Source organism: Pseudomonas psychrophila, from assembly GCF_001043005.1.
In the GTDB taxonomy this organism is placed as follows: domain Bacteria; phylum Pseudomonadota; class Gammaproteobacteria; order Pseudomonadales; family Pseudomonadaceae; genus Aquipseudomonas; species Aquipseudomonas psychrophila.
The window spans coordinates 18,876-31,812 of sequence record NZ_JYKZ01000002.1; the positions used below are offsets into that span (position 1 = coordinate 18,876).

General features: G+C 53.9%; 10 protein-coding genes and 2 tRNA genes. 4 read left to right on the plus strand and 8 right to left on the minus strand.

Going from position 1 to position 12,937, the window contains the following annotated elements; genetic code table 11:
* The first annotated feature begins 37 nt into the window (after positions 1-37).
* Positions 38-682, plus strand: coding sequence for a response regulator (locus tag TU76_RS06145; RefSeq protein ID WP_048351282.1), 645 nt, complete (start codon positions 38-40; stop codon positions 680-682).
* A gap of 10 nt (positions 683-692) precedes the next feature.
* Here TU76_RS06145 and TU76_RS06150 read toward each other — a convergent pair whose 3' ends face one another.
* The 6 genes from TU76_RS06150 to TU76_RS06175 all read right to left on the minus strand — a co-directional run bounded on the left by TU76_RS06150 (position 693) and on the right by TU76_RS06175 (position 6,656).
* Positions 693-1,217: a fimbrial protein gene (locus tag TU76_RS06150; protein ID WP_048351283.1), complete on the minus strand. Its 525-nt coding sequence runs from the start codon at positions 1,215-1,217 to the stop codon at positions 693-695.
* A 1-nt stretch (position 1,218) separates the two neighbouring features.
* On the minus strand, positions 1,219-1,707 hold the full coding sequence (locus tag TU76_RS06155; RefSeq protein WP_048351284.1) for a fimbrial protein: 489 nt from the start codon (positions 1,705-1,707) through the stop codon (positions 1,219-1,221).
* Positions 1,708-1,726: 19 nt separating this feature from the next.
* Positions 1,727-2,668 carry a fimbrial protein gene (locus tag TU76_RS06160; RefSeq protein ID WP_048351285.1) on the minus strand — a complete coding sequence of 314 codons (942 nt, stop codon included), beginning with the start codon at positions 2,666-2,668 and terminating at the stop codon, positions 1,727-1,729.
* The gene (locus tag TU76_RS06165) at positions 2,661-5,291 is read right to left on the minus strand and encodes a fimbria/pilus outer membrane usher protein (RefSeq protein WP_048351286.1); all 2,631 of its coding nucleotides are present in this window, start codon (positions 5,289-5,291) and stop codon (positions 2,661-2,663) included. The genes TU76_RS06160 and TU76_RS06165 overlap by 8 nt, the downstream gene beginning before the upstream one ends.
* Positions 5,292-5,326: 35 nt before the next feature.
* On the minus strand, positions 5,327-6,025 hold the full coding sequence (locus TU76_RS06170; RefSeq protein WP_048351501.1) for a fimbrial biogenesis chaperone: 699 nt from the start codon (positions 6,023-6,025) through the stop codon (positions 5,327-5,329).
* A 73-nt stretch (positions 6,026-6,098) separates the two neighbouring features.
* Positions 6,099-6,656 (minus strand): fimbrial protein, encoded by a 558-nt coding sequence (locus TU76_RS06175; protein ID WP_048351287.1) that lies wholly within the window; start codon positions 6,654-6,656, stop codon positions 6,099-6,101.
* Positions 6,657-6,907: 251 nt separating this feature from the next.
* On the opposite strand from TU76_RS06175, the gene TU76_RS06180 reads away from it, so the two are divergent.
* Positions 6,908-10,159, plus strand: a complete 3,252-nt coding sequence (locus TU76_RS06180) for a hybrid sensor histidine kinase/response regulator (RefSeq protein ID WP_048351288.1) — start codon at positions 6,908-6,910, stop codon at positions 10,157-10,159.
* An 80-nt stretch (positions 10,160-10,239) separates the two neighbouring features.
* Positions 10,240-10,315, plus strand: a tRNA-Phe gene (locus TU76_RS06185).
* Positions 10,316-10,644: 329 nt separating this feature from the next.
* On the opposite strand, the gene TU76_RS06190 is transcribed toward TU76_RS06185, so the two are convergent.
* A tRNA-Met gene (locus tag TU76_RS06190) sits at positions 10,645-10,721 on the minus strand.
* 172 nt (positions 10,722-10,893) lie between these two features.
* On the opposite strand from TU76_RS06190, the gene TU76_RS06195 reads away from it, so the two are divergent.
* Positions 10,894-12,111, plus strand: coding sequence for an MFS transporter (locus TU76_RS06195; RefSeq protein ID WP_082113381.1), 1,218 nt, complete (start codon positions 10,894-10,896; stop codon positions 12,109-12,111).
* 84 nt (positions 12,112-12,195) lie between these two features.
* Here TU76_RS06195 and TU76_RS06200 read toward each other — a convergent pair whose 3' ends face one another.
* Positions 12,196-12,735: an RNA polymerase sigma factor gene (locus TU76_RS06200; protein ID WP_019825166.1), complete on the minus strand. Its 540-nt coding sequence runs from the start codon at positions 12,733-12,735 to the stop codon at positions 12,196-12,198.
* Positions 12,736-12,937: the final 202 nt, after the last annotated feature.

Sequence of the window (12,937 nt, forward strand, 5' to 3'; positions counted from 1 at the left end):
GTCAGTGACTACTCAGCAAGTTGGAGTTATGTAAGCCATGCCGCAAATGAAAGTCCTATTGGCCGACGATCACCCGATTGTATTGATGGGCGTGCGTGAAGTCATCGAGCGCGACCCGCGATTCAAGGTTGTGGGAGAGGCAATGAGTCCCTCCCAACTAATCGAAAAGATTTCGCTGCTACGTCCTGATGTGATTATTACGGACTACAACATGCCGGGTGACGATCAATACGGCGATGGCTCGCGTCTGGTCGAATACCTGCGCCGGCATTTTCCCGAGCCTCGGGTGATCGTTCTGACAGTGATTTCCAATCCGCAGGTTTTGACCTGGTTATATGAATTGGGCATCAGCGGGGTCATTTCCAAAAGCTCCGGTCTGGAGCAAATTTTGGTCGCACTGGATGCGTTCTATCGTGAGGGGCACTACCAGCAAGACATGCCCGACTGCACGTCGAGTGACAACGTAGATGATGTCACGCAAAGGCTCAGTCAATTAACCGTCAAGGAATTTGAAGTCTTGCGACTGTTCGCTTCTGGCATGGGTGTCGGGGAAGTTGCGCAAAGCCTGAACCGCAGTATTAAAACGATCAGCACCCTGAAGATTTCAGCAATGCGCAAGCTGGATGTCGACAATGATCAGGCGTTGCTGATTCTGTGTCTCAAAGCCAATCTGTTTGCCTGATCGGCCGGATTTACAGGTAGATCATTTCCATCAGTAGCGTTGAAGTGTAGCTCCCGGCTGCGGGCATCTGACTCCCGATCCTGACTGGGCGGACAGAGAGTTTGAGCATCAGCAGTGTGTCTTCAACAGCAAAAGCATGTTGTTCGCCCAGCTTCAAATCCACCACTTTGGCTGCGCTGGTCATGTCACTCAGACGGGTTTTCAACCCGAGTCTGTCGAGGGTGGTACGCAGGGTATTACTGTCAAATGAACCATTGCCTGCAGTAAAGCGCAGCAGCACCTGGCTGCCTTTGAGGCATTTAAAGTTCAAGTCCACATCGGTCCAGTCAGAACTGTCTGCGCTTAGCGCACTCAGACTCGCCTTGGGAATATCAACACTCTGCGACGCCGGGAAACTGGCGGTGCAGGGCGGCTTTATCAGAGTGCCAGTGATATCGAGTTGGCTTGCGTCCTCGGCGGCATACACTGTGCTGCCGCACAGCGTTACGCTCGCCAGCAATGCTGCAATCAGGCTCCCTTTGGCCTGCCTGAACATCTCACAGATACTCGAGGGTGATGACTGACGACCCGGTAAAAGTACCCTCGGTCTGTGCGGTGATCGCATACAGCTTGGCCGTCAAACCTAGGTTTACGGCGCCGCTTTGATTGGTCAGGTTGCGTTTCGTCCCGGTGACGTTAGCCGCGGTGCCGTCACTTTTCCACGTCAATGTATACACAAGGTTTGCCTTTGTTGTGCTCGCATAGGTGGTCGAGCCTTGATAGACGCCTGAAGCCTTGATGCTGACGTTCAGTGACGAGTTGGCCGGGCAGCTCAGGGTGACCGGAATATCGACGGCACTGGCTGTGTTTATCTGGTCAGTACGGATGCTGCCAAAGTTGGCCGTCAAAGTTTTGCTGCTGGTCAGGGAGCAAGGCGCTCGTGTCAGGGTGCCACTGACGTTGATGGTGACGGTGTCGTCTGCATACGAAGAGGTGCACGCTAGGCCAGTGAGAAGGGCTGCAGCCATTGATAAGCGCAAGTTCATGATCGGTTCCTGTGATTGATCAGAGATAGTTGATGTTGAGGGTGTATTGGCTGGTGAAACTTCCAGTAGGTGAAGCACTGGTATTCAGACTCGGCCGGAAACCCAGGCGAATCGTATTGGTGCCTGTCGTCAGGTTGAGCGTGCGCGGGCTGTTGAACGTTACTGCGGTGTTGTTATCGGCCCAGGTGGCGGCCATCGACAGCCCGGCCAAGGTGGTCGCCGAAACCCCGGGCCTGCCACTGACAGCGCTTTGGGTCGGGACCAGGGTGGCGGTTGCCTGGGTGCCGCGGGTGCAGTTAAGCGTGATGTTGGCAAGTTGCTGGGAGGTCGCGAAGTCGTTGCTGTTCAGGGTGCCGAAGTTAAGGTTCTGTGTGCTGTTCGAGCCCATGGTGCAGGCGGGGCTGATAATCCTGAATTTAAGCGTCAGGGTTTGAATTTTGTCGACATAGGCTTCATAGCCTCTGATGGAGGTACTCGTCAGCGCAAAGGTTATCGAGTAATTGCCAGGCCTATTCACACCGGAGGGCATGTAAAACAGCACGTTGTAGGGCGCGATAGTACCGACGGTCATCGGTTGACAGACACTGCCGTTGGGTGACATGCAAGTAGTTGAGGCGTTACCCCACGGCTGCTCAGGAACGACGCCTCCAGCCGCCGCCCACGCATAAATGGGTAGCCCTGTGTCGACTGTTTCGGTCCAGACCTGGGTGTGTTGCAAAGACGAGCCATAGGGGAAATTGCGGGTTACTCGGCAACTTCCAGTCATTCTCGCTTCGAAATATTGCCCCGGGGCCAGGTCGCCCAGATTAACCACGCCCGTGGTACCTGAAGGGGTACACGTCAGGTTGTTTTCAACCAGGGCAAAGGCCTGCTGGCAGCCAAGGCTGAACAGCAAGCCAAGCAGCAGTAAGCTGCGTTTAACCCAGCTCGAACCGGGTTGCAGTTTTGTTGAGTTATGCATCGGGAGTACCTTGAGTGTCTGCAGGTGCGGCCGACCGGGTATCGCAACTGACCTGCAGTTGTCCGATACCCGTCTCTGACAGCGTGTAGTTGTTCAGGTCCAGATCCTTGGCACACCACTGGCGTCCGTTGACGTTGATCAGCAGTCGTGACTTTTCAGGTACGCCAGTCAGAAATGCCCGCCCCTTGTCCGCCACCATGGCGTTGCTCAATAAAGTGCCATCAAGTCCATACAGCTGAACCTCGGCAGCAAACGGTGCTGGCTTGCCGTCTTTTGAACTGAGGCTGATTAACAGACGGCGGCCGTTACGTGTTTCGAAGTTGGCCAGTACGAAGGCACCACGATTGGGGGTCACTTCCTGAACCAGTTTTTCAACATCGGTGTTGTCGGATAACGAGTCCGTGTCGAGCGCGACCTTGTTTTTTCTGTAGGGCTGAGCAGAAGAAATAATCGTGTAACCACTGCTGTTGGTTTTCACGCCGCTTTTGGTCAGTACCCCGATATCCCCGGCACCAGGTGTGGCCACGATAATGTTGGTCTCGCCCAAGGGCTGGGTCAGCATCACGGTGTCACGGGTGGCGACGATCGCCCCTTCCACGCCATAGTCCGTCTGACGTGTGTTCTGATCCCTGTTGTAAGACCCGTGCCATATGGCATTGGCCGCGTTGTAACGGGCGGCGACCGAACCACCGAGCAAGCGCTCATCGTCACTGACTTGCTGATTGACGCCCAGGTTGTAAGACAGGGTGTCATTCGGGAAATATGAGCCGCTGTATGTGGCGTTACGGCTGGCATTACCGCTGGAATCCTGGCTGTTGCTCAGGCCCAGACGGCTGCTGCTGCCAGGATCGCCCAAAGGAATACTGACGCTCAGCGAAACGCTGCGAATGTCATCTGCGACGCCGCTGTTCTGTGCCACGCCCAGGTTGTAGGACGCGCGCCCGACACTGAAGCTGTAGCCTAATTGCACAGAGGTATTGCTCTTGGCCAGGTTCCAGTAATCGGTTTTGGTCAGGTTGGCATACATGCCGCCATAGGAGCCGAATTGCTGCGATACGTTGGCGGTAAAGCTGCTTTTCATATGGCCGCTCAAGTACGGGGAGTACATCGCACTGTCGGTCAGCGTTTCGTCTACATAGGGTTGGAGCGAGTTGTTGGCGCGCGCGTTGATCGCTTCGTTGAAGCTGTAATAGCCGCTGGTGGAATAGCGGTAGCCAATCAGGCTGAAACTGGTGTCTGTCAGGTCGATCGACTTGGAATAACGAAAGCGATAGGACTGACCCGACAGGGCTTTGGAGTCAGGACCCATGTCGTCGCTGATGGCATGGGTCACGTCCAGCGAAATGGCGCCGAAACCCGCAAAGTCATGCGCAAAACCCGCCAGCACCGAGTGGTACTGCTCGCTGACAATGGTGCCACCGAACAGCGTGGTACCGTCAGTCAGCCCCCGGCGGTAGGTGCCTTGTATAAAGCCCGGCTTTTGCGAATCCAATGCTCCGTCTGCAGGGCGATACTGGCCTGCAGTCACGGCGTAGCTTTGCTGACCTTCGCGCAACATGTAGGGCACGGACGAGAACGACTGGATATACACCTGACGCTCGCCATTGGGGCCTTCAACCGTGACTTCGATATCACCGTTGCCCGAGGTCGAGTAAAGGTCCTTGAGTGCAAACGGGCCGGACGGCACCCACTGTTCGCTGATCACATAGCCGCGCTGGCGTAACGTTACGAGCGAGCGCCCGTTGGCCACGCCACGTACTACAGGCGCGAAGTTGCGCGAGTCATCGGGCAGCATGTCCAGGTCAGAAGCGATGCCCACGCCACGGTACGAGATTGTGTCAAACAGATCGCTGTCGGTTGAGCTTTCACCGACAGTGGCAATGGCCATCATGTTGCCCAGGTCCCGCTGGACATAGGTGTCCACGGACTTCCAGTTGCCGTCGACGTTGGTGCTCTTCTGCCAGGTCGAGAAGTTTCGAAAGCGCCAGGCACCGCTGTTGAATCCGCTGTGCACACTGCCAAACTGGGATTGACGATTACCGTACTGATTCTCGTAGTTGCTGCCCGAAAAGTTATAGTTGGCAAAGGCTACTTGCTCGCCATCACTCCAGCTTTTACGGCGGGTTGCGAATGGAATGCTGCCGATGAATGCCTGTGGCACTTGCAGGTCAAGGTGTTGTTTATTGAAGTCGTAGTCATAGGTGATACCGGTCAGGTCACCCTGAAAATACACACAATGGTCAGCACTGGTCTCAGCGTTTTTCAGGCGCTCTGGATCAACGCCAAAATCAGTCAGGGCCTGAAGGCTCAAGCAGGGAAACAAACCTGAAGGCGTCGATGGCTGACTCGCCGTTTCGCGGACAAATTGCAAGTCGCGCTGTTCGATATAACGATTGTTCAGTGACAGTTCAACACGATAAATGCCCGGAAGTTGACTACGGCTCATGGCCTTTACTTGCTCGGCTACTTCGGCAGAACTGGTACCGCCACCAATCTCCAGAAAGGAAGAATCGAAGCTGTAGTCTGCGAGGGCTGCAGTCGTTGTGAGACTAAGCGCGCTGAGAGGGAGAAGGCCCCAGTAGTTAATTCGGCGCGCGAACGCGCACATGCGCAATCGCAGCATGAGATGGTTCTTCCAGAAGGCGTGTAGTTCAGTATTCAGCGAGCTAAAACAGGGGTTGCCTTGACCGTACTGCCGTATTCATTGATGTAGCTGAATTCGAGGGTGTCGCTGTTTTTCAACGGGATGTTGGTAGTGACGGAGCTACCGGGCTTGATAACCTCAGGCATGCCTTTGCTGGCACTGTTGTTAATTAACAGTTCGCTGACTACCACGTTATAGCCCGACGGGTTATGCACACTTAAATTACCGCCATCCGCACGCCATTGAAGTCCGTCAACGGCTTGCACCAAAGTGCCTTTCAAATCGGCAGGACGATAGAACAGTTTGATCGTAGTCTTGAGTGCAATCTGCAACACGTTCTGGTTACGTTGCTCTTCACTCAGTGCCGGGATCGCCTTTACATTGAGAAAAAACAGGCTTTCTTTATTGGTCGGCAAGTTTTGTGCGTTGGTCGCAATGACTCGCAAAATGTTCTGGCTATTGGCGTCCAGACGAAACAGCGGCGGCGTGATGATGAACTCATCTGCACTCTCATCCGGCTTGTCGAACGTACTGACCCAGGATTGAACCAGATACGGTACACCGTCGTCACCGGAGTTTGAGAGTGAAAGATTGGCTTCCTTATCCTTGCTTTGATAAATAACCCGCGTAGAGCCCACATTGACGCCCGCTTGAATCTGGGGCAGCCAAAAGACTGCTGCCAGTGTCAAAAAGGCTGCAATTTTTAAACGCATGAAGGGTGTCCTCTGTTTAACGTAACGAATGAGCTCGCGATTCATCGCGAGCTCTTTCGTTTACAAACACGAATTACTTGTAAGTCACGTCGAAGCTAGCCAAGGCGTTAACTTTACCTGTGCCGATAGCGCTCACTTCGTCAACGTCTGCAGCCAGACGTACATAGGAAGCGGTGAAATCGAAGGTGTTGCCTTGAGGGCGCAGTACGTAATCAGAGCTGGCGGTGTTCAGTGCCAGTTTGGAGCCGGTGCGGGCATCGTTGATCTGAATGCCGACGCCAGTGATCTGGTTTTCACCGGTCATGCCCAGTACGGTTGCATCCGTCACGGCTTGTTGACCGCTGAACTTGATCGAGGCGTTTTTCAGGGTTGGACCGCTGCAGTTCTCAAGGGAGATAGAGAACGGAGTGGCGCCGGCTGTTGAGCCAACAGTGCTGGCGAAGTCAGCGATACGAACCTGGCCCATATCAACGGACTTCTTCACGCTTTCGCTGTTGATGGTGCATGGGTTGTCGTTGATGACACCGGTGAATTCAACTTGGCCATCCGCGGCTTGAGCGGTAGCCGCTGCCATGACGATCAGCATCGAAGAACCACAAAGTGCCGTGTATTTGCCTATTTTTTGAAACATTAGGGACGTCCTTTACAAACCGATGAAGTGTGATATCTATTTTAAAAGCCAGCCTGTTAACGGCTTGCCGCAGCAGGTGTTGCAAAGGATGCAACTAAACGTGGAGGAGCCCCATCAGACGATTCCTGTTCGTACGGTCAAGATTAATATCGGGCGCTCAAAGGTGTGTTGTGTGCCTCTTGAAGTGTTTAGATACCTGAGCAGGCAGTGGGCATGCGAGGCTCCATCCAGCTAAATGACGGCACTGAATAATGAAGCAAAAAACGGTTCGTCTCGGTGCACTGGCACTGAGTTCACTGCGACTGAACAAGTTGTTGCTGCTGCTGAGCGGGCTTGCTCTGTTGTTGGTGGGCATGAGTTATTGGGCCGTTAACCGGCTACTAATGGAGGAGCGCGAGAAGACGGATTTTCACTTCGCACGGTTGATCGAAAGTATTCATGAGCACGAAGTTTTTTTACGCACAGGCGCTGAGAGTTATGATCACGCCAGCGGCACCTTTTCGATGGATACCAAGCCGCGTTCGCACATTGAATTGATGCGCCAGGGCGATGAGCTTTTATTTCAAAACCGAGACACGGCCAAGTCTCTGCCGTTTACGGTGAGCCAGCGAGACACGTTCACGCTGGGTGAAATGCAGGGGGTCTATTCGCTTGGCGTTCAGTTGACTGATCTGTTCACGGCTTACTGGTCTGATTCTTATTATTCGGCACCCCAGGTGTTTGTGTTTTCGCCCACGGCTCAGTTCTCCATCGCCGTACCCGGTATTGATGGCACCCGTCAGTACCCCCTGTTGTTCAAAAACAATTTTTTTGATGTGACCAAGCGTTTGTACGACGCTTTTTTGCCCCAGCGCCATTTGCTGAACACTGATCGTGTGCTGTGGATGAAAGCGCCGCTCGAACTCATTCAAAAACGCAAATATATAGTGGGCGCAATCAGTGTCGATCTTCCCGATCGCTTTATGCAGGCGGCCAATCAAGGGAGCTCGGTGATTCTTAGCGCCTTGCTCGATGTCAGCGATGTCAGCGACCTTGAACGCTTGTTGATGCGCCCCACTAACAGTCGCCTTACCCTGATTTCCCCTACGGGTGATGTGCTGTTGGGTGACGTTCAGGATGTCGAGGAGCTGGCGCCGGGGTTGAGTTTTGCCCGTGACGGCCTGCGGTTCAAGTTGAGCTCGGGCGGGGATGATCCCTGGATCGGCCTGTACGCCATCACGTATCAGAATTTCTTTGGTTATGCGAAATGGGCCTTGATGTGGGCGGCGGGCCTGTTTCTTTTGTTCGTCCTGATTGGCTGGCGCTTAAATCGCTGGTACAGGGTGCGGATCATCGAGCCCGCACAGCAGTCCAGCCTGTCCCTGGCTGAAAGCGAAGAATTCAATCGGGTCATGCTCGATAACGCGCCCGTTGGGCTGTGTGTGGTTGAAAGGGGGACTGGTGTCGTCTTGCTGGAAAACCAGCGGGCGCACGAATGGCAGGGTACCCCTGAACTGATTGCTTTATTGAAGAGTGATTATGGTGAACGTGAGTCGGGCGAGATACAGCTTGAAGTTTCGGGACGTCATCTTCAGGCCTGTTTCGTCTTCACCCGTTACAAAGGCAAAGACGTAGTGCTCTGCGGTTTCAACGACATCACCCGGCATGTGGATGACGCCAACCTGATGGAGCAAGCACGTCGTTCAGCCGATGAAGCCAGCAAAGCCAAAACCCTATTTTTGGCTACTATGAGCCATGAAATTCGTACCCCTTTGTACGGGGTGCTTGGCAATCTAGAACTACTGGAACTCACTCCTCTGAGTGAGCGCCAACATGAGTACTTGCACACTATTCAGCGCTCATCAGCGGTGTTGTTTCAATTGATCAGCGACGTGTTGGACGTGTCAAAAATCGAGTCCGGGCAAATGGCTGTCGAAGCCCAAACATTCAGCCCTCTGGATGTGTTTGAAGATTGCGTGCGCAGTTATTCCGCTGCTGCGAGCAATAAGGGATTAAAAATATTTGCCTGTGCGGACGCGAACTTACCGGCACTTTTGTGCGGAGATGCGGTGCGCATCCGGCAAATCATCGACAACCTGCTGAGTAATGCGATCAAGTTCACCGATACAGGCTGGGTGCTCTTCAGGCTTAAGGTGACAGACCTTGAGCATGGTCAAGTGTCATTGCAGTGGCAGGTCTCCGATACCGGTGTAGGGATCAGTGAGGAGCAACTGGCGCGTTTGTTTAAGCCCTTTTCCCAGGTGGGTGGCAGCGAGCGTGCAGGCGGTGCGGGCCTAGGTTTGTCTATTTGTGCCCGACTTGGCGAGATAATGGGTGCGAACCTGCGGGTGGTCAGTGAGCCAGGCTTGGGCAGCAGCTTTTCACTGAATATAAGTTTGCCTGTTATGGCTGGCCCGCTGGATAAGAGTGCCGATATTGATCTTGAGGGCGTGAGTGTCTATGTGCGCGCCTCTCGCAGTGATATCGGAGTGGTTCTGATTGACTGGCTAAATCGTTGGGGCGCGCGGGCCCAAGCACTCCCTGCATCGGATACCCACGCCAGCCATGCAATATTGCTGGATGTCGACCCAGACCCGCAGCTTGCTTTGCACTGGCCGGGAGAGCATGTGATAGCGACTGAAACGGGTCGCAGCCAGCCCAAAAAGATCGCGAGGGGATGGGAAGTTAACGCCTATGACATACGAGCCATCGCTAGAACTCTGATGCAGGTCGCGCAAGGAACTGCTCCCGAGTTAGCCGGCAGCGTGCCGCTACCCCTTGCAGGCCTGGACCTGAGCGTTCTGGTTGCAGAAGATAACCCCGTCAATCGGGAGATTCTCAAGGAGCAGCTGGAGGCTTTGGGCGTTCAGGTGACGTTGGCTGAGGATGGTGAGCAAGCCTTGCTGTGTTGGAGTGAGGCGTCATTCGATCTGGTGATTACCGACGTCAATATGCCCAGGCTTGATGGTTATCAGTTGACACGGCGCATACGGGAGCATGATCCGCTGGTGCCGATTATTGGCGTGACCGCCAATGCGCTTCGTGAGGAGGGGGAACAATGTTTGAAGGCCGGGATGAACGTCTGGCTGGTCAAACCCCTGAGCCTGACAACTTTGCGCCAGACCTTGTCAGCCTACTGTTCTCAGCCGGTACCATCGCAGTTGTCCACGTTAGAAGCTGTCGTGGCGACAGTCCAAAAGGATGATCTTGAGGACTGGATTACGCTTTCACCGAGCATGCACCGATTGTTTATCAACACCATGCATGAAGATTTGGAGCAGGCGCAGCGGGCTTTGCAAGAATCCAACACATCGAAATTGCTCAATTATGTACACCGCATGCATGGATCATTTGCGACGGTAGGCGCCATCGCTTTAGCGACGGCCTGTGGTGAGTGTGAAGTCGTTTTGCGGCGTGAACCCTTGAGTCCTGAGTCAGTCGACAAGATCCAGGTGTTGTTGAAACGCTTGCACAGCGCAGTGTCGAGGTTGGTTGACGGGGAGTTGTATCCCAACGGCGGATAATCGTAACCGATGGTATTCATTGATCTTTTTTTAATTCCTGCTTGACGTCCACGGCGTAATAAACGTTTAATTGCGCCGTTGCCCAGATAGCTCAGTCGGTAGAGCAGGGGATTGAAAATCCCCGTGTCGGCGGTTCGATTCCGTCTCTGGGCACCACTACTTCCAAACCCCTGATGCTTAACGGCACCAGGGGTTTTTTGTTTTGGGCCGCTGCCGTTATTTGCAGGCGCGCGCTCCCCATCTCGCAGGCTGACACGGTCTGTGTCGCACTATCAAAATTCAATTCAAAACAGTGATGCGAGTGGCGGGGCCGGCCCGATGTGCTGGCGTTTCTTTTGTGTATGCGCGGCTCAAGTGTTCTTGAGGCATACACGAAGGCGGGGGGCTATGCGCGAAAAACAAATACCCCAGACACAAGAAAGCCCGCACTAGGCGGGCTTCTTGTTGGTTTCATTTTCATCTTGCGATGTAGTGAAGCCGGTGTTTGGTGGCTACACAGGGACTTGAACCCCGGACCCCAGCATTATGAATGCTATGCTCTAACCAACTGAGCTATGTAGCCAATGGCGCGCATTATTCCCTCGTAAGGGACATGTGTCAAGCAAATATCTTAAAAAATCTTTGTTCTATCAACTGCTTAAGGTTTTGGGCGGCTTTGGATGGCAATATCTTGTAAAAAAATGGCACATTGACGTATCTGCAAGCGTGCATTCACCAGTCGTACGGAAGCTCACATGGCTCTTAGCAACGCTCAAACAACTACAAGCGCGTCCTCTCCAGTCCCTCAGTCCAGCCCGTTAGTCATGCGCATTATTGGTGCTGTGGCTTTGGCGCATTTGATCAATGACCTGATCCAGGCGGTACTGCCTTCGATCTATCCCATGCTCAAGGCCAAATATGACCTGACCTTTACCCAGATCGGGCTGATTACCCTGACGTTTCAGATGACGGCCTCTCTGTTGCAGCCTTGGGTGGGGTACTACACCGACCGTCATCCCAATCCGTTATTGCTGCCAGCCGGTATGATTTGCACCCTGATAGGGATTTTGATGCTGTCCCAGGTCGGCAGTTTTCCGCTGATTCTGCTGGCAGCAGGGTTGATCGGTGTTGGTTCTTCAACCTTTCACCCTGAAGCATCCCGTGTGGCACGACTGGCTTCAGGTGGGCGTTACGGCCTGGCGCAATCGACCTTTCAAGTGGGGGGTAACGCGGGCTCGGCCTTTGGGCCGTTATTGGCTGCGGCAATCATCATTCCCTATGGTCAGGGCAATGTGGCCTGGTTCGGGCTATTTGCGTTGTTCGCCGTAGGACTGCTGTATGTCATCAGCCGTTGGTACCGCAACCACTTGAACCTGTTCAAGCTCAAGGCCGGGCAGAAAGCGACTCATGGCCTTTCAAAACGACGGGTGATTGGTGCGTTGGTGGTGCTTGGCCTGCTGGTGTTCTCCAAGTATTTCTACATGGCGAGCCTGACCAGCTACTACACCTTCTTCCTCATTGAGAAGTTCGACGTGTCAGTCTCGACGTCACAGCTGTATCTGTTCCTGTTCCTGGGGGCGGTTGCAGCGGGTACGTTCTTTGGCGGTCCGATAGGCGATCGCATCGGACGCAAGGCGGTGATCTGGTTCTCCATTCTCGGGGTGGCGCCGTTCACGTTGCTGCTGCCTTACGCCGATCTGTTCTGGACCAGCGTACTCAGTGTGGTCATTGGCTTTATTTTGGCATCCGCCTTCTCGGCTATCGTGGTGTACGCGCAGGAGCTGGTGCCGGGGAATGTGGGGATGATTGCCGGTATCTTCTTCGGCTTGATGTTTGGGTTTGGTGGGATCGGTGCCGCCTTGCTCGGGCACTTGGCTGACATTCATGGCATCGAGTACGTTTACACCCTGTGCTCATATTTGCCGCTGTTCGGTGTATTGGCAATTTTGCTGCCGCGAACGAAAAAAATCTGAATCGGTAGTGGGGGCCACTCCCTGGCCTTTCTACACGCTAGCTCTGAGCCATGGACTTCTCTGTGCAGATGTCCGTGGTGAGCACTAGCAATGGGTGGCCATCTTGAGCTGCTCTCGAGCCCGCGAGATACGTGAGCGAACCGTCCCTATGGGGATCTCCAGAACATTGGCCGTGTCGCGATAACTGCCGCCGCTTTCAAGTGACGCGTACAACGTATTGCGCATTTCGGTTGGCAATCGATTGATCGCAGTGAGCGTCAGCTCAAGCCGTCGATTAATTTCGAACTGACCGCCCAGGTCGCTGGCGCAGTGCTGCTCATGGCACAGCGTTTCGTCGTACTCACAATGCACCGGCCTGGCGTACAGGCGGCGAAAATGATTGCGGATCAGGTTCTGGGCAATGCCGCACATCCATGTGCTGAGTGTTGCCTGGCCGTTGAAGCGGTCTTTGCTGCGCCAGGCCTCCAGACAGGTCAATTGAAAAATATCGTCGGCATCCTCCGGGTTCAATACGCGCTTGTGAATAAACGCTTTCAGTTTTTTCTGGAGCTCGGCCGACAGGTCCAGACGGTTGGGAGGAGAGCTCAAAAGGTGGGGTGGGGAAACATCATCAAGGCGATCCATTTTTTTATCCTCAGGGTGAGCATTGTCGAAATGATTTCGACCAAGGCCTCCTAAGCACCGCTTGTGCCAATCAATGGTTGGTATGTATCTGATTGTTTTTTATAGATTTTATTTTTTAAAAGGCGCGATGTAGTGCCGGATCTTGCGTAGCCGCTCCTGGGCTTGCGCCAACTTTTTCAAAAATGATGCCGTCTGCCTCCGG

Excerpts from the sequence above, each read along its gene's own strand:
- TU76_RS06145 (WP_048351282.1), top strand. The coding sequence starts at position 38 with ATGCCGCAAATGAAAGTCCTATTGGCCGACGATCACCCGATTGTATTG.
- TU76_RS06150 (WP_048351283.1), bottom strand. The coding sequence starts at position 1,217 with ATGTTCAGGCAGGCCAAAGGGAGCCTGATTGCAGCATTGCTGGCGAGC.
- TU76_RS06155 (WP_048351284.1), bottom strand. The coding sequence starts at position 1,707 with ATGAACTTGCGCTTATCAATGGCTGCAGCCCTTCTCACTGGCCTAGCG.
- TU76_RS06160 (WP_048351285.1), bottom strand. The coding sequence starts at position 2,668 with ATGCATAACTCAACAAAACTGCAACCCGGTTCGAGCTGGGTTAAACGC.
- TU76_RS06165 (WP_048351286.1), bottom strand. The coding sequence starts at position 5,291 with ATGCTGCGATTGCGCATGTGCGCGTTCGCGCGCCGAATTAACTACTGG.
- TU76_RS06170 (WP_048351501.1), bottom strand. The coding sequence starts at position 6,025 with ATGCGTTTAAAAATTGCAGCCTTTTTGACACTGGCAGCAGTCTTTTGG.
- TU76_RS06175 (WP_048351287.1), bottom strand. The coding sequence starts at position 6,656 with ATGTTTCAAAAAATAGGCAAATACACGGCACTTTGTGGTTCTTCGATG.
- TU76_RS06180 (WP_048351288.1), top strand. The coding sequence starts at position 6,908 with ATGAAGCAAAAAACGGTTCGTCTCGGTGCACTGGCACTGAGTTCACTG.
- TU76_RS06195 (WP_082113381.1), top strand. The coding sequence starts at position 10,894 with ATGGCTCTTAGCAACGCTCAAACAACTACAAGCGCGTCCTCTCCAGTC.
- TU76_RS06200 (WP_019825166.1), bottom strand. The coding sequence starts at position 12,735 with ATGGATCGCCTTGATGATGTTTCCCCACCCCACCTTTTGAGCTCTCCT.